18 protein-coding genes and 1 tRNA gene are annotated in these 16353 nt (G+C 34.2%); 15 read left to right on the top strand and 4 right to left on the bottom strand.

The genetic code is table 11. From position 1 onward, the window contains the following. Positions 1 to 2: 2 nt before the first annotated feature. The 8 genes from trpD (at position 3) to lipB (ending at position 6552) form a co-directional block, all read left to right on the top strand. The gene (trpD, locus tag QWY78_RS02325; protein ID WP_290216184.1) at positions 3 to 986 is read left to right on the top strand and encodes an anthranilate phosphoribosyltransferase; all 984 of its coding nucleotides are present in this window, start codon (positions 3 to 5) and stop codon (positions 984 to 986) included. A gap of 3 nt (positions 987 to 989) precedes the next feature. Next, positions 990 to 1769 carry an indole-3-glycerol phosphate synthase TrpC gene (gene trpC, locus QWY78_RS02320; protein WP_290216182.1) on the top strand — a complete coding sequence of 260 codons (780 nt, stop codon included), beginning with the start codon at positions 990 to 992 and terminating at the stop codon, positions 1767 to 1769. Positions 1770 to 1787: 18 nt separating this feature from the next. Beyond that, a complete protein-coding gene (locus tag QWY78_RS02315) occupies positions 1788 to 2483 on the top strand; it encodes a phosphoribosylanthranilate isomerase (RefSeq protein ID WP_290216180.1) in 696 nt (231 codons plus the stop codon). A 43-nt stretch (positions 2484 to 2526) separates the two neighbouring features. Then, entirely contained in the window at positions 2527 to 2979 is a 453-nt protein-coding gene (gene tnpA, locus QWY78_RS02310; RefSeq protein ID WP_290216157.1) for an IS200/IS605 family transposase, read from the top strand. Positions 2980 to 3054: 75 nt separating this feature from the next. After that, complete coding sequence (gene trpB / locus QWY78_RS02305; protein WP_290216155.1) at positions 3055 to 4239, top strand: tryptophan synthase subunit beta; 1185 nt, start codon at positions 3055 to 3057, stop codon at positions 4237 to 4239. After that, entirely contained in the window at positions 4236 to 4760 is a 525-nt protein-coding gene (locus tag QWY78_RS02300) for a DoxX family protein (protein ID WP_290216154.1), read from the top strand. The genes trpB and QWY78_RS02300 overlap by 4 nt, the downstream gene beginning before the upstream one ends. Position 4761: 1 nt before the next feature. Then, the gene (gene trpA / locus QWY78_RS02295; RefSeq protein WP_290216152.1) at positions 4762 to 5496 is read left to right on the top strand and encodes a tryptophan synthase subunit alpha; all 735 of its coding nucleotides are present in this window, start codon (positions 4762 to 4764) and stop codon (positions 5494 to 5496) included. A 333-nt stretch (positions 5497 to 5829) separates the two neighbouring features. Next, positions 5830 to 6552, top strand: a complete 723-nt coding sequence (gene lipB, locus QWY78_RS02290; RefSeq protein ID WP_290216150.1) for a lipoyl(octanoyl) transferase LipB — start codon at positions 5830 to 5832, stop codon at positions 6550 to 6552. A 264-nt stretch (positions 6553 to 6816) separates the two neighbouring features. Here the strand turns inward: lipB and QWY78_RS02285 are convergent, their stop codons facing one another. Next, entirely contained in the window at positions 6817 to 7431 is a 615-nt protein-coding gene (locus QWY78_RS02285; RefSeq protein ID WP_290216148.1) for a peptide deformylase, read from the bottom strand. Positions 7432 to 7434: 3 nt separating this feature from the next. Beyond that, positions 7435 to 7728, bottom strand: coding sequence for a putative quinol monooxygenase (locus QWY78_RS02280; protein WP_290216146.1), 294 nt, complete (start codon positions 7726 to 7728; stop codon positions 7435 to 7437). Positions 7729 to 7858: 130 nt separating this feature from the next. On the opposite strand from QWY78_RS02280, the gene QWY78_RS02275 reads away from it, so the two are divergent. Beyond that, the gene (locus QWY78_RS02275; protein ID WP_290216143.1) at positions 7859 to 9163 is read left to right on the top strand and encodes a dihydrolipoamide acetyltransferase family protein; all 1305 of its coding nucleotides are present in this window, start codon (positions 7859 to 7861) and stop codon (positions 9161 to 9163) included. Between the two features lie 553 nt (positions 9164 to 9716). Continuing rightward, positions 9717 to 10187: a GNAT family N-acetyltransferase gene (locus tag QWY78_RS02270; RefSeq protein ID WP_290216141.1), complete on the top strand. Its 471-nt coding sequence runs from the start codon at positions 9717 to 9719 to the stop codon at positions 10185 to 10187. Positions 10188 to 10257: 70 nt separating this feature from the next. Here the strand turns inward: QWY78_RS02270 and QWY78_RS02265 are convergent, their stop codons facing one another. Both QWY78_RS02265 and QWY78_RS02260 read right to left on the bottom strand, forming a co-directional pair. Beyond that, positions 10258 to 10707 carry a GAF domain-containing protein gene (locus QWY78_RS02265; protein ID WP_290216139.1) on the bottom strand — a complete coding sequence of 150 codons (450 nt, stop codon included), beginning with the start codon at positions 10705 to 10707 and terminating at the stop codon, positions 10258 to 10260. 10 nt (positions 10708 to 10717) lie between these two features. Continuing rightward, positions 10718 to 12154: a TonB-dependent receptor gene (locus tag QWY78_RS02260; RefSeq protein ID WP_290216137.1), complete on the bottom strand. Its 1437-nt coding sequence runs from the start codon at positions 12152 to 12154 to the stop codon at positions 10718 to 10720. Positions 12155 to 12202: 48 nt separating this feature from the next. On the opposite strand from QWY78_RS02260, the gene QWY78_RS02255 reads away from it, so the two are divergent. From QWY78_RS02255 to QWY78_RS02235, 5 genes are all read left to right on the top strand, one after another. Next, positions 12203 to 12967, top strand: coding sequence for an MBL fold metallo-hydrolase (locus QWY78_RS02255; protein WP_290216135.1), 765 nt, complete (start codon positions 12203 to 12205; stop codon positions 12965 to 12967). Positions 12968 to 13081: 114 nt separating this feature from the next. Then, positions 13082 to 13163: transfer RNA gene (locus tag QWY78_RS02250), tRNA-Leu, on the top strand. A gap of 483 nt (positions 13164 to 13646) precedes the next feature. After that, complete coding sequence (locus QWY78_RS02245) at positions 13647 to 14180, top strand: YceI family protein (RefSeq protein WP_290216132.1); 534 nt, start codon at positions 13647 to 13649, stop codon at positions 14178 to 14180. Between the two features lie 61 nt (positions 14181 to 14241). Beyond that, positions 14242 to 15576 carry a hypothetical protein gene (locus QWY78_RS02240; RefSeq protein ID WP_290216131.1) on the top strand — a complete coding sequence of 445 codons (1335 nt, stop codon included), beginning with the start codon at positions 14242 to 14244 and terminating at the stop codon, positions 15574 to 15576. A gap of 59 nt (positions 15577 to 15635) precedes the next feature. After that, the gene (locus tag QWY78_RS02235; protein ID WP_290216129.1) at positions 15636 to 16145 is read left to right on the top strand and encodes a hypothetical protein; all 510 of its coding nucleotides are present in this window, start codon (positions 15636 to 15638) and stop codon (positions 16143 to 16145) included. The last annotated feature ends 208 nt before the right edge of the window (positions 16146 to 16353 follow it).

The raw sequence follows: 16353 nt of genomic DNA, 5'->3' as shown, positions 1-16353 counted from the left end.
CTATGAAAGAAATCTTACAATATTTATTCAATCACAATACGCTTTCAAAAGCCGAAGCAAAAGCAATTCTAATTGAAATTGCCCAAAATAAGTTCAACGAAAATGAAGTCACTTCTTTTGTTACGGTTTTTCTAATGAGAACCATCACTTTAGAAGAATTGCAAGGTTTTCGAGACGCACTTTTACAACTCGCAAAACCCATCAATTTAGGCGAAGATTTGGTCGATATTGTGGGAACTGGAGGTGATGGAAAAAACACTTTTAATATTTCAACTTTAGCGAGTTTCGTTGTTGCCGGAACTGGACAAAAAGTTGCGAAACACGGTAATTACGGCGTTTCTGCGATTTCAGGTTCATCGAATGTTTTGGAAGAATTGGGTTACAAATTCAAAGATAACGAAGCAGATTTACAAAAAGATTTGGACAAAGCCAATATTTGCTTTTTACATGCACCGCTTTTTCATCCTGCTTTAAAAACAGTTGCACCTTTGCGAAAAGGTCTTGGTTTACGAACTTTCTTTAATGTTTTAGGACCACTTGTAAATCCTGTAAAACCTCAATTTTCCTTGATTGGCGTTTATAATTTAGAAATTGCGAGATTGTACCAATATCTTTTGCAAAAACAGAAAAACAATTTTATGTTGGTTCATGGTTTAGATGGTTACGACGAAATTTCTTTGACAAGCGATACCAAAATTTTCGATAAAATGGGTGAAAATATATTTTCTGCCGAAGAATTGGGATTCAAAAATATTGAAATAGAAAGTATTTCAGGTGGAAAAACAAAAGCCGAAAGTGCCGAAATTTTTCTTCAAATTTTAGAAGGAAAAGGAAGTTTCGAGCAAAATGCAGTCGTACTTTCAAATGCAGCAAAAGCACTGGAAAATACGGAGAAATGTGGTAATTATGAAAATTGTTTAGCAATGGCAATAGAAAGTTTGGAAAGTGGAAATGCCTTGAAATCATTAAAACTTTTAATAGAATAAGCGATGAATATTTTAGATCAAATAATCAAGAGAAAAAAAGACGAAGTTGCATTTTCAAAGTCCAAAATATCGATCTCAAATTTGAAAGATTCTGAATTTTTCGGAAGAGAAACTTTTTCCTTAAAAAATTCCATTAAAAATAAATCGGGAATTATTGCAGAATTTAAAAGAAAATCACCTTCAAAAGGAATCATTAATGATAAATCTAATGTTTTAGAAGTCGCAAAATCTTATGAAAAATTTGGAGCGAGTGGTATTTCAATTTTAACCGATCAAGATTTTTTCGGTGGAAATTTTGAAGATATTTTAAAAGTAAGAAATGAAATTAAAATTCCAATTTTACGGAAAGATTTTATGATTGATGAATATCAGTTTTACGAAGCAAAATCAATCGGAGCCGATGTTGTGTTGTTGATTGCAGCTTGTCTTTCGCCGAACCAAGTTCAAGAATTCACCGAGCTTTCTCACGAATTGGGATTAGAAGTTTTACTTGAAATTCATACCGAAGAAGAATTGAATCACTTTAATAAAAACATCGATTTGGTCGGAATTAACAATCGAAATTTAAAGGATTTTAAAGTAGATTTGCAACATTCTGTTCATTTGAAAAACCAACTTCCAGGAGAAGTTTTATCAGTTGCAGAAAGTGGAATTTATAGGGTAGAAGATTATCAATTTTTAAAAGAAGAAGGTTTCGATGGATTTTTGATGGGAGAATATTTTATGAGAAATCAAAACCCGGAAATTGCTTTTGAGAAATTTATTTTCAATATAACAATTTAAAAATGTAACAATTTACCAATGGAGTTGCAGAATAATCAATTATCAATTATCAATCATCAACCAAAACTAAAAGTTTGCGGTTTAACTAAACTGAATCAAATCAAAGATTTAATTTCTTTGAAGACCGATTTTTTTGGCTTTATATTTTACGAAAAATCACCACGTTTTGTTTTAAATCATTTGACTTTAGAAGAAATAAAATCCATTGATCATCAAGGAAAAGTAGGAGTTTTTGTGAATGAAAATGTAGAAAAAATCATTGATATTTCGAAAAAAGCAGGATTAAATTTCATTCAGCTTCACGGAGATGAAAACAACGAATATATTTCAAATTTAAAGGAAAACTTGGAAAAAAATATAGAAATTATTAAAGTAATTAGAATAGGAAATAATTTGTTGGAAGTTAAAAATCAACTTAAAAAAATCTCAAATCTCAAATCTCAAATCTCAAATCTTTTGTTCGATACCGATTCCAAATCTTTCGGCGGAACAGGTAAATCTTTCGATTGGCAGATTTTAAATGAATTAAAAATAGACCAACCTTATTTTTTAAGTGGTGGAATTTCAGAAGAAAATATCACTCAATTATCAAGGATCAATGATCAACCATTTTCCCTCGATATTAATTCAAAATTTGAGATCGACCCCGGAAATAAAGATTTAGAAAAAATAAAGAAATTTGTAGATGAGTTGAGTCGCGAAGCGACGGATTAACAACGGATAAGATGAAATCCTATTAAAATAAAATTTTAAAAAAATGCCACAGTCATTAGTCAAAAATTACATCCATATCGTTTTTAGTACAAAACACAGAGTCGATTTTATTGATGAGAAAATTGAGGTAGAATTATTCAAATATATTGCAAGTATTTGTAAAGATTTTGAAAGTCCTGCTTTACAAATTGGAGGAACCGACAATCATATTCATATACTATGTTTGTTATCAAGAAAAATTGCTCTAATGAAATTGGTGCAGGAAATAAAAGCACATTCTTCAAAATGGATAAAAACGAAGGGCGAAAAATATAAAGCATTCTATTGGCAAGATGGTTATGGAGGATTTTCTGTAAGTCGAAGAAATTTGTTTGCGATGAAAAATTATATTATTAATCAGCGAAAGCATCATGAAACGGTTACTTTTAAATCTGAATTTCTGGATATTTTAGAAAAACACGAAATGGAATATGATGAAAAATATCTTTGGGATTAAATGGTATGAAATAGCAATAGGATTTCATCCTATTCTTTGTTAAATCGCCACTTCGTGGCTGGAAAAATTAAAATTATGAATTACAAAAACCCGGATAAAAACGGCTATTACGGAGAATTTGGTGGCGCATTTGTGCCAGAAATGCTCTATCCTAACGTTGCAGAATTACAGGAGAAATATTTAGATATAATCAATTCAAATGAATTTCAAGAAGAGTTTCGGGATTTATTAAAAGATTATGTTGGTCGCTCAACACCATTATATTTTGCCCAAAATTTAAGCGAAAAATACCAAACTCAAATTTATTTAAAAAGAGAAGATTTAAATCATACCGGAGCTCATAAAATCAACAATGCTTTAGGACAAGTTTTACTCGCTAAAAAATTAGGAAAAAAACGGATTATTGCAGAAACTGGAGCCGGTCAACACGGTGTTGCAACGGCAACAGCCTGTGCTTTGATGAATTTGGAATGCATCGTTTATATGGGCGAAATCGATATTGCGCGACAAGCTCCAAATGTTGCGAGAATGAAAATGTTGGGAGCGACCGTAATTCCTGCGACTTCAGGTTCGAAAACTTTGAAAGATGCGGTGAATGAAGCACTTCGAGATTGGATTAATAATGCAACGACAACGCATTACATTATTGGAAGTGTAGTTGGACCACATCCTTTTCCGGATTTGGTGGCAAGATTTCAATCCGTGATTTCGGAGGAAATTAAATGGCAGTTGAAAGAAAAAATTGGTAGAGAAAACCCTGATTATTTGATTGCATGTGTTGGAGGAGGAAGCAATGCTGCCGGGACTTTCTACCATTTTGTGAATGAAGAAAATGTACAATTAATTGCCGCCGAAGCAGGAGGTTTTGGTCTCGATTCTGGCAAATCTGCAGCCACCACTTTTCTCGGAACTTTAGGTGTTCTGCACGGTAGTAAAAGTATTGTGATGCAAACAAAAGACGGTCAAGTTATCGAACCACACTCGATTTCGGCAGGTTTAGATTATCCCGGAATTGGTCCTTTTCACGCAAATTTATTCAAAGAAAACCGGGCAGAATTTTTCAGTATTAATGATGATGAAGCCTTGAAATCTGCCTTTGAACTCACGAAAATGGAGGGAATTATTCCAGCGTTAGAATCTGCCCATGCTTTGGCGGTTTTAGATAAAAAGAAATTCGAGAAAACTGAAGTTGTGGTGATTTGTTTGAGTGGAAGAGGAGATAAAGACATGGAAATGTATCTGAAAAATCTTTCAAAATGAAAAGCAAAGAAATTTTAAATCTTTTAGAATGGTCGTTTTCGCTTTACGTTGCTGGAATGATGATCGTTTATGGCATCGGAAAGTATTACCAATTTGATGGCATCGGCGATGATGTATCAGACGGGATGAAAGTGATGTGGACTTTTTATTCGTTTTCAAAACCATTTGTTTTTATTTTGGGTTTTTTCGAAATTTTGGGTGCTATTTTACTGTTGATTCCTAAAACCAGAATTATTGGTTCTATAGTATTAACAACCATTCTTTTCAATATTATTTTGCAGGATTATTTTTATGAAATTCCTGCACTTTATACCGCAATCAGTCTGCAAATACTTGTACTTATTATTTTGTGGTTTAACCGAAAACCTTTGGTTAATGGAATTAAATCCTTTAGTTTAATCTCAACGAAAATCAATGCTGAAAATCGAATTTTAAAAATAATTGCGGTCTTAATCATGACCATCTTTATATTTTTTTTCGTCTCTTATTTAATAAAAAACCTTAATTCATTTAGCTATTAAAATGAAAAAACTCAATATTTATTTCACCGCCGGAATTCCCAATTTAGAAGATACCACGGAAATAATGAAACTCATTCAGCATTCAGGTGCAGAATATATCGAAATAGGAATGCCTTATTCTGATCCGGTTGCGGATGGTCCGGTGATTCAAAAAGCGCACGAAATTGCATTGAAAAACGGAATGACCATCGTTGAACTTTTTAGACAATTAAAATCGGTGAAATCAGAAATGAACATACCAGTTGTTTTAATGGGTTACATTAATCCCGTTTTAAGTTTCGGATTTAAAAACTTCTGCAAGGAATGTCGGGATTCGGGAGTTTCTGGGTTGATTATTCCTGATTTACCTCCCGTAGAATTTGAAAATAATTATCGCGCAATTTTAGAAGAATTTAAGCTCAACTTTATCTTTTTGGTTACCCCAGAAACTTCGGATGAACGGATACGATATTTGGATTCGCTTTCTTCTGGATTTTTATATGCGGTCTCAAGTTCCTCCACCACAGGAAATAATGCCAAAGAAATTAACAATGAAGAATATCTGAGCAGACTGGCTAATCTAGGTTTAAAGAATCCTGTGATGATTGGATTTGGAATAAAAAATAAAGTAGATTTTGATAAAGTCACCGAAAAAGCAGCTGGTGGAATTATCGGAACTGCATTTGTGAATATTTTATTGCAAAATAAAGATTGGAAAGCAAAAGGACAAGATTTTATCCGCAGCATCATAAACTAATTTTATAAATTTGCGCCAGAAAATTTATAATCTGCCTGCCAAGATCTAAGATTGATTAAAGACAAAGGCGATAAAGAAAATATTTAAAAGAAAACAAAAAATGCAAACCGATTCGTACTCCTCTTTTGTACTAAAATAAATTTTTGTTCTTAAAATAAAAGTTGAAAGGGAGCAGGATCTCGCAATAGGGATAGAAGTGGAAATCCCGGAGTAGAGGCGCNCGAAGCGAGCACCGAAACGAGGAATTGTAACGGATAGCCCGACCCGAATTGGGGTGGAAGACCTAAAAACGGTGCCAAGTAGTGAGGGGATTGCCCAAAAAATTGAATTTAAATGACAAGCACACAAAATAGAACGTTGGATTTTCAGGAATTAGGCTTGATGGCGTATGAACAGGCCTTTGAATTTCAGGAAAAATTAATGAAAGAAATCATCGATTTAAAACTTAAAAATCGACTTAGGACAGATGATGTTTCTGAAGAAACTCCGAACTATTTATTGTTTGTAGAGCATCCGCATGTGTATACGATTGGAAAATCGGGGGACGATCATCATATGCTTGCAAATGCTGAAAAGTTGAAGGAAATCAATGCCACTTTTGTGAAAACGAACCGCGGCGGAGATATTACCTATCACGGTTTTGGGCAACTTGTTGGATATCCGATTCTGGATTTAGATAATTTCAAATCTGATATTTTTCTATACATGAGAAATTTAGAAGAAGTAATTATTCGCGTTTTGGCAGAATATAATTTAATTGGTGAAAGAAGTGAAGGTGAAACCGGAGTGTGGCTGGATGTAGGAAAACCCTACGCCAGAAAAATTTGTGCGATGGGTGTGAAAACCTCTAAATGGGTGACCATGCACGGTTTCGGGCTCAATATTAATACGGATTTACGCTATTTTGAGTATATCATTCCATGCGGAATTAAAGATAAAACCGTGACTTCTCTGAAACGCGAATTGGAAAGAGAATTTTCTCCAGACGATATTTTGGAGCTCAAAGAGAAGATTAAAAAATATTTTTGTGAAGTTTTTGATGCGGAAATTATTTAATAATTACGCTTTGGGTTTTTTGCTAGGATCCTTGCTGCCGAAAAGGAAATACACGAATTTTTTCTTTATAAATATGATCTAATTCTTAAAGAAAAACTTTTTAACGTTTTTATGCTCACAGCACTTACAGATTTGAGGACAAATTAAAATCACCTTGCTAAAGGTGCCTTTTTTTGTTAAGTTACTGTAAAATTATACGCAAAATAAAGGAATGACCAAAAAAAATCTTTACAAGAATTTGTGTAAATCCGTGTGCTAAAATATCTAAAGCTCTTTGTACAATTCTATTTTTTCAAAAGTTTTCAATTTCTGATTCTCAATTTTGTCTGAAATTAAAATCCCTGAAAGATGATCGATTTCGTGTTGTAAAATTACCGCCGTAAAGCCTTCCACAATTTCAGTATGTTTTTTCCCGTCTAGGTCAAAATACTCTAACTGAATGACTTGACTTCTATAAAAAAGTTCTCTGAAAACCTCAATTGATAAATCTCCTTCTAGACCTAAATTTAAAACTTCTGAACGCCATAGAATTTTCGGATTGATAAAATATTCTAAGGGTTTTTCTGCTTTGTCAAAGCGTTTTGCCCAGACGATATTTCGGTTGATTCCGACTTGTGGTGCCGCAATGCCCACACCACTTTTTGTTGCAACTAAAGCTAATTTCATGCGGTTGACTAAAATTTTCGTATACCGATCTTTGGGTTTTACATCCCTGGATTGTGCTAATAATACCTGATGCTGTAAAGAATCTGCCGTTTGAAAAATAGGCAGGGCAGTATCAATATTTCCGTCGGTGATTATGGAAATTTCTTGCGTGGTGTACTTTTGTGAAAATACAAAAACTGAAAATAACAGCAACGCGAAAGAAAACTTTTTCATCTCTTAAAACGTTTTATAGCCTTTATAAACTTCAGCAGTCTTTTCTAGCAATGGTGCCGCTTGGTTTCTGAAACTCATTAGATGATCGCTGCTATTGTGCTGATGGTGATGTTCCTCACTTTCCCAAAGTTCAACAATAAAAAACACTCCTTTGCTGGTGCGATCTTCTACCAAATCATATTGTTTACAGCCTTCTTCTTTACGGGTTTCAATGACTAGTTTTTTTAATAATTCCAAAGCGTCTAGCAAATCACTTTCTTTAAAATGAAACAGAGCGATGATATAGAGGTTCTTCATTTTTTAAAATATTTATACAAAGGTAAATATTGCAGTTTTAAATATTGAAAAATAAGTAAAAAATAGAGGTGAAAATTCATTATTTCCTAATCGGTAAAAATTTTTATCTTTGTAAAAAGCGAAATTAAAAATGGCAGAATATAAACTACTACTTCCCTCAATGGGAGAGGGCGTGATGGAAGCAACGATTATCAGTTGGATGTTTAACGAAGGAGATACCGTAAATGAAGATGATTCTGTGGTGGAAATCGCTACGGATAAAGTAGATTCCGATGTGCCGACCCCTGTTTCGGGAAAAATAATTAAAATTTTGAAGCAGAAAGATGAAATTGCGAAAATCGGGGAACCCATTGCGATTTTAGAAGTCGCAGGTGCGGGTGAACTCATCGCGGAGCAAACTCAGGAACCAAAATCTGCGGAGGAAGTAAAAACACAGATTCCAACCATAGAACCAGAGGTCGTGAAAGGATTAGAAGAGGCAATGGCAAATCTAACTTCTTCTATTGGTGAATCTGATCTATATTTATCTCCACTCGTAAAATCAATAGCACAACAAGAAAAAATTTCTGAGAGTGAGTTGCAAACGATCAAAGGAAGTGGCTTAGAAGGAAGAATTACCAAGGAAGACATCTTATCATTTGTGGCCAACAGAACTGCGGCAGTAACGCCACAAGCTGCTGCACCATCAACTCCCGCTGTAGTTTCTGCTCCAGTAAAAGTTGCCGCAGGAGATGAAATTATACAAATGGATCGCGTACGAAAAATTATTGCCGATGCAATGGTGAAAAGTAAACATACCGCACCGCACGTTACTTCTTTTATAGAAACCGACGTTACGAATGTCGTAAAATGGCGAATGAAACACAAAGATCTATTCGAAAAACGAGAAGGTGAAAAACTCACTTATATGCCGATTTTCGTGAAAGCAATTGTAAAGGCAATTCAAGATTTCCCGATGATCAATGTTTCAGTTGATGGCGATAAAATCATCAAAAAGAAAAACATCAATATCGGAATGGCAACCGCACTTCCCGACGGAAATCTTATCGTTCCCGTCATCAAAAATGCAGACCAACTTTCCCTTTCTGGCTTAGCAAAAGCGATCAATGATTTGGCTTTCCGAGCAAGAAATAAAAAATTAAAACCCGAAGATACTCAAGGCGCAACTTACACCATTTCCAACGTCGGTGGATTCGGAAATCTCATGGGAACACCGATTATTCCACAACCACAAGTTGCGATTTTGGCAGTTGGAGCCATTGTGAAAAAACCCGCAGTTTTGGAAACCAAAGACGGCGATGTGATTGCAATTCGCAATCTCATGTTCATGTCGCATTCTTACGATCATCGCGTTGTAGATGGTTCTTTGGGAGGAATGTTCCTGAAACATGTTCATGATTATTTACAAAATTGGGATTTAGATACCGAGATATAAATATGAAATATAGGTAATAAGTATTTGGCAATAAATAATAATTGACCTTCGAATTTTTTCGGAGGTTATTTTATGAAAATGTGCGGTGTTAATTCCCCTCCTTTGGAGGCGTGGATTTTTCCGTAGGAAAAAGACGGGATGGTTAATTAGCAATTTTTTTAGAAGCTTTTTGACTCCGTCGAAAAGTAATTTAGTTTTTTTTATTTGAAGCTTTTTCCCGCTCTCCACTATATCTTTTTTGCCCAAAAAAATTGTAGCGAAAAAGAAAATTTTATTTCGGCAAAAAAGGATGCCGTTTCGATCGGGGCTAGTTACGACCCGATTTTCCAACAAAATTCTCGCAAAATTGAAAACTCTATTTTGCCAAATACATTAATATTTTAGGTCAGAAATATAATTGACAGAACAAGAAAAAAATTTGTGCATTCGTGGCTTTTTTAACTTTTGAATAACTTAAAAAGAAAAAACTTTTGTGACTTTTGTGGTTGAAAGAATTTTTGCGATACATTTCTCACAAAAACATTAACTTTGATTCTCATAAATTTTTTACCAAATGTTCCAAATTAGAAAAGCAAATCCAGAAGATTCACAACTTATTTTTGATCTCATCAAAAAACTCGCTGTTTACGAAAAAATGGAAAACGATGTTGTAACCAATGTTGAAGAACTCCTAGAAAATATTTTCACAAAAAAATATGCCGAAGTAATTATTGCCGAAGAAGACGAAAAACCAGTCGGATTTGCGCTGTATTTTTTCAATTTTTCTACCTTTGTTGGGAAGCCGGGTTTATACCTGGAAGATCTTTTTGTTGAACCAGAATACCGAGGAAAAGGCTACGGAAAAAAACTTTTTGTGGAACTCTCAAAAATTGCAAAATCCCAAAATTGTGGTAGAATGGAGTGGTCAGTGCTCAACTGGAATACGCCTGCTATTGACTTCTACAAATCTTTGCAAGCAAAACCCATGGAGGAATGGTCAGTTTATCGTTTGGATAAAAAAGGAATTGCCAATCTGGCAGAATAATATAATTTTATATAAAAAAAGGGTGGACTTGGAAAAATCCACTCTTTTTTAATTTAACGTAATCTTCTGATTACATTATCTTTGCTATTTCTTCACACAACCATTCCAGCATTTCGCGGTCTTCTGTGGTGAATGGATCTAATTCGTGAGAATCGATATCGATTTGACCGATATTCTGTCCGTCTTTCATAATTGGAACTACAATTTCTGCTTTGGTTGCGATGGAACAACTTAAGTAATTATCTTGCTCATGAACATTTGGAACGACGAAAGTCTCATTAGAAACTGCTACCTGTCCGCAAATACCTTTGCCATAAGGAATGATCGTGTGATCTGTTGGAGCACCAACGTAAGGTCCTAAAATCAGTTCTTCTTTATCGCCGTTTTTAAAATAAAAACCAGTCCAGTTGAAATAGGAAATTTCCTGATCCAACAAAGTACAAATTTTTTGAAGTTTCTCTTCCTTATTATCTTTTGGACTTTCTAATATAATGGAAAGACGTTTTTTTATTTCTGACATTTTTTTATTTTTAAGAAAATTCTTTTAATTTTAATTCCTCTTTATAACCAAACATTCCGCGTTCTTTAATTAAATCTGCAACACCTTCCGGCACTTCCTGTTCCCAACCTGGAATATGATTGGCAATTTTATCGAGAATAATTCGGGAATAGATTTCTGAATAATCTGGATTGAAATCCTCAATATCCACAATTCTTTTGTTGAGTTTAAAGTATTTATACAGTTCTTTCAAACTATCATTTACCTTCAAATTATTGGCGGTTAATAGCTGATGGGTTTCGGGATCTTTGTAAGGATAAAGATATACACGCATGCCTTTTCTAAAAAACTTGCCAAATGCTTCCAAGATTCCACCTGAAAGATTTTCGTAATAATTTTCATCAAATACATCGAGCATATTGTTTACACCCATTGCAACACCGATTTTTCCATTGGTGTACGGTGCGAAATAGTCAATTAATCGATAGTATTCTGAGAAGTTCGAAATAATTACCGTATAACCCAATTTTCCTAAAACATCTACGCGGTCGAGGAAATCTCGTTCATCGATATCTCCGGCAGCTCTTAAGTTTGCGATGGTAATTTCAAAGAGCACTTCTGTTTCATCTTCGCTACATCCCCAATCATTTTTAAACATTTTCAGACCTTTTTCAAACATATCGATGTTGACTAAGGTTACGGGTCTAAAACTCCCTCGTACAGCAAAAATGTTTTTTTTGTAAAGAATATCGGCAGGCAACATGTTGTTTCCTTCAGAATTGAAAATCACGGCATCGGTCATCCCGTTTTTCACAAGCTGGAGGCTCATTAAGCGATTGTCAACATATGAAAAGGCAGGGCCGCTAAAATCGATCATATCGATTTCTATATTGTCTTTGGAAATATCATCGAGAAGAGAATTAATCATTCTGCGAGGATTGTCGGAATAATTAAATGCTCCGTAAATAAGATTAACACCTAGACTACCGAGCGTTTCTTGCTGTAATGTAGCATCGTTTTCATTAAATTTTACATGCAACACAATTTCATTGTAATCTTCTTTTTCATCACATTGAAATCGTATACCCACCCAACCATGACCTTTCATGGTCTTATCGAAATTAATGGTAGTCACTGTATTAGCGTAGGAAAAGAATTTTCTATGCGGACAAGTCTCGCGAGAAACCCGCTCTTCAATTAAAGAAACTTCATACCGCAACATTTTACGCAGACGGTTTTGGGTCACGTATCTGTTTCGGGCTTCTTTTCCGTAAACAGCATCACTAAAGTCTTTGTCATACGCAGACATGGCTTTTGCAATGGTTTGGGAGGCACCGCCGGCTCTGAAGAAATAACGCACTGTTTCCTGACCAGCTCCAATTTCGGCGAATGTACCGTAAATGTTTTGGTCAAGATTAATCTCTAAAGCTTTCTGTTTGGGTGTTAATTTCTGGTGAATCACTGGCAATCGTAATTTTTTGTAAATTTACCAAAATTAAACCAACCTCGAAAAAAAATGAAGTTGAAATTTTTAGGGAGTGGAACTTCACAGGGAATTCCCGTTATTGCCTGCCATTGCGAGGTTTGTAATTCTTTAAATCCAAAAGACAGGCGATTCCGATCGTCTGCTTTGATAACGACTGCAGCAGCAGATAAAATTTTAATCGATTGTGGTCCTGATTTTCGACTTCAAATGCTTGAAAATAAAGAAGAACAAATTGATGCAGTGTTGCTTACACACGAACATAATGATCATGTTATTGGATTGGATGATTTACGTCCTTTAATTTTTAAGCGTAAAAAAAACATTGATCTTTATTGTCAGAAAAGAGTAGCCGATGAAATTAGGTTGCGTTTTCCCTATGTATTTGCAGATATGAAATATCCGGGTGCACCTGCATTTAATCTGCATGAAATCAATCAGAATTTCACAATACTTGGAACTGAAATTATCCCCATCGAAGTGATTCATGGAACTATTCCTATTTTTGGTTTTAAATTGAAGAAGCTCGCTTATATTACCGATGCCAGCTTTATTTCGACAACGGAAAAGAACAAATTGAAGGGTCTGGATTATTTAATTCTCAACTGTATTCGAAAAGAGGGGTTGCATTCTTCACATTTCATTCTACCACAGGTTTTAGAACTTTTTGAAGAGTTAAAACCGAAGAAATTATATCTAACGCATATTTCTCATCATTTTGGTTTATATGATGAAATAGAGCGAGAACTTCCCGAAAATGTACATCTTGCCTATGATGGTTTAGAACTGCAGTTTTGATAATCAAATAGTTAAGTTTACGTACGAAGGTAGGCTTCAAATATGTTGAAAATTTTAGCGAAAAGATTTCTCTTAAATAAAAAATAATTCTATATTTGCACACCAATTTAAGTAGCCCGGTTGGCGGAATTGGTAGACGCGCTAGACTCAAACTCTAGTATCGCAAGATGTGCCGGTTCGATTCCGGCACCGGGTACAAGAAACCTCTGTAATCTATGATTGTCAGAGGTTTTTTATTTCAAACTGATTTCTGCCTGTTTTTTCTTTTTACACGCAAAACGATTCTATTTTGTCGATCAATATTTTTTCTTTCAATATGAATTCAAAGAAAATAAGTTTGCTGCTTAAATAATAATTCATCTTAATATATTTATTTTATTTTACTTATTTCATATGTTTTCAATGATTTATGTCAACGTTTATCAAGGGTCTTGATTTGTACCATTAGTGAATAATAACATTTTTATTATATCGTTACATTAAAATAGTTAATGACGCGTGTTAATTATTAAATTATCTTTAATAATTATTTTTTTTTAGTTTATATTTAATGTTATTTTTAAATAAGATTTATATAATTAAAATATCACCTTTAATTCTATTGATTAAGTAATATTGATTTTATCTTTGTACTACAAAATGATGATCATTTCAACGATAAAACTTAAACTTAGATACAATGAAGAATTTAGTAAACATCAAAACATTATTTCTTGCTTTCGGACTGTTTTCAGTGATGTTAGGAGCACAAAAAATTACAGCGAATAATGTTAAAACTGTTGTAAGTGGTACCTCTACATTACATGCGTGGACGATGACATCAACAACGGGAACATTTTCTGGTACTGTGTCTGGAAATTCAATTCAAGATATTCGATATACCATGAATTCTAAAACTTTGAAAAGTGGAAAATCTGCAATGGATAATAATGCTTACAAAGCTATTCAAGCAGATAAATACCCAAATATCTCTTTTACGGCAACTGCTGTAAATATGGGTAAAGGAACAATGACCGGAAAACTAACGGTAACCAACACCGTAAAAACCATCACAGTACCTGTAAATGTAACTAAAAATGGCAATTCTTATACTGTTTGGGGTCAGGCCAATATTAAAATGTCTGACTACGGTGTAACGCCGCCAGCTTTCATGATGAACACGGTCAAAACAGGAAATGAGATTACCATAACTGTAAATGCAATAGCGAACTAAGCTACTGCATACAGACCGATAACAAACAAACAACAAACAATAAACAATTAAACTTGACAATATGAAAACTATGCTAATCAGAGCCTCAATGCTCACAATGTTCGTCGCAGGAATTAATTTCATCAGCGCACAAGACAATTCTAGCTCGATGAGAGATTATTTGGCTCCAGAAAAATCAGCGCGCAATGTGTTTGAAGATCCTAAAGGGGAATCTCCAGCGTATGATGGTGTAAAAGTAAGTGTTGGTGGGGACTTCGCCTTACAATTTCAAGCACTTGACCATGAAACTAAAGCACCATCACTCGGTATGGTTACAGGAACGGTGAATCCAAACACTTTGCAAGTAATGGGCTCAGATTTTAACCTTCCTACAGCTAACTTGGATATTAATGCCTATTTAGCAAAAGGGGTGAAAATGCATTTAAGAACATATCTTTCTGCGCGTCACCACAACGAAGCATGGGTCAAAGGGGGGTATATTCAAGTAGATGATCTTGATTTTATTAAAGAAGGTTTTGCAGCAAATATTATGAAGCATGCGAGAGTTAAAATTGGTATGGATGAAATTAACTACGGTGATACGCACTTTAGAAGAACCGATAACGCAAAAGCAATCAATAACCCATTTGTAGGAAACTATATCATGGACAGTTTCTCAACAGAAGCATTTGGTGAAGCCTACGGTTTCTATAACAACTTCATAGGGATGGTAGGGATATCTAACGGTAAATTAAACCAAACGGCCGTAAAAGGAGCAAACTGGAATTCGCCTTCTGTTTATGCAAAAATCGGTTACGACAAACAAATTAGCCAAGATTTAAGAGTTAGACTTACAGGCTCTTTCATTCAGACCAATGGATTGAGTACTGGTGGTTATCTATATAGTTCAGACAGAGCAGGAAGCCGCTACTATTATGTTCTCTTAACTCAAAATGATCTGATGGGAATGAACAATTACGCCACAGGTAGATTTAATCCAGGTTTCAAAAAAATGCAAGCGTTCCAAATTAATCCATTTATTAAATATCAAGGTTTAGAATTCTTTGGAGTTTATGAATATGTTTCTGGTAACAAAGCTAGTGGTTTAACAGAAAGACCTACTGATGGTAATTTCACGCAGTTAGGCGCAGAGTTATTATACCGATTTGGTGGAAAAGAACAATTCTACGTAGGAGGTAGATATAATGATGTGAGTGGTAAAGATGACGATGTTTCTGCTGAAAGAAAAATCGATAGACTGAACTTAGGTGGTGGTTGGTATATGACCAAAAACGTTCTTGCAAAAGTAGAATATATTTCTCAAAAATATAATGATGATGCAGTTTGGGGTGCAACAAGTGCGCTAAGAGGAGGGAAGTTCAACGGATTTATGTTTGAAGCAACCATCGGTTTTTAATTAATTAATATTGTAAAAAAAAGGGGTTGATTTTTTAACCCCTTTTTCTATCGATTATCATGAGAAATAAAATCATCATAGCATTACTTCTTTTCTTGTTCATTACTATTTCTGCTCAAAATAATGGCTTGGAAATTAATGGTTGGACCAATGTGAGTACCTTTAAATGCAGTATTCCCAACTTTAAAAATTCCAATTCTGTTATTTCTATCAATGGAAACAAAATACCAAATATCAGTTTGTTGATAGAAGATTTTGATTGCCGAAATAAAATGATGACCACTGATTTTAGAAAGGTATTGAAATCAGAAAAATATCCTCATTTAGATATAAAATTTTTAGAATTTACTAAAACAAATTCTAATAAATTTGAAGCAGTAGTAGAAGTGAAAATGATGACCGTAGCCAGAAAATACAACATCGATTTTTCCTACTATAATAACAGATTAGTTGGAAATAAAAGAGTAAAATTTTCTGATTTTAAAATCATTCCGCCCAAAAAAATGGGAGGGATCATCTATGTTAAAGATGAATTGGATCTTGTATTTAGCTTAGATACCAAAGAATGAAAATAGCATTTCAATCTTTTAAAGTTCCTGTCCGTGGGAATTTTTTTGTGGCTCGTCTAATTTTTAAAGGGAATATTTAAAATAATGATTTCATTTTGCTATAATCACCAATTAAACTTTACAATCATCTTAAACCAAATTGAAAATTTTGGTTTTTTTGCTTGAAATGAATCAGATTAACTGTATTTAAATACGGTTTTAGAGTACT

Origin of the sequence: Kaistella yonginensis, from assembly GCF_030409525.1 — a bacterium.
Classification (GTDB): domain Bacteria; phylum Bacteroidota; class Bacteroidia; order Flavobacteriales; family Weeksellaceae; genus Kaistella; species Kaistella yonginensis.
Note: the sequence above shows the minus strand (reverse complement) of the source record. Positions and strands in the feature narration are given on the sequence as shown.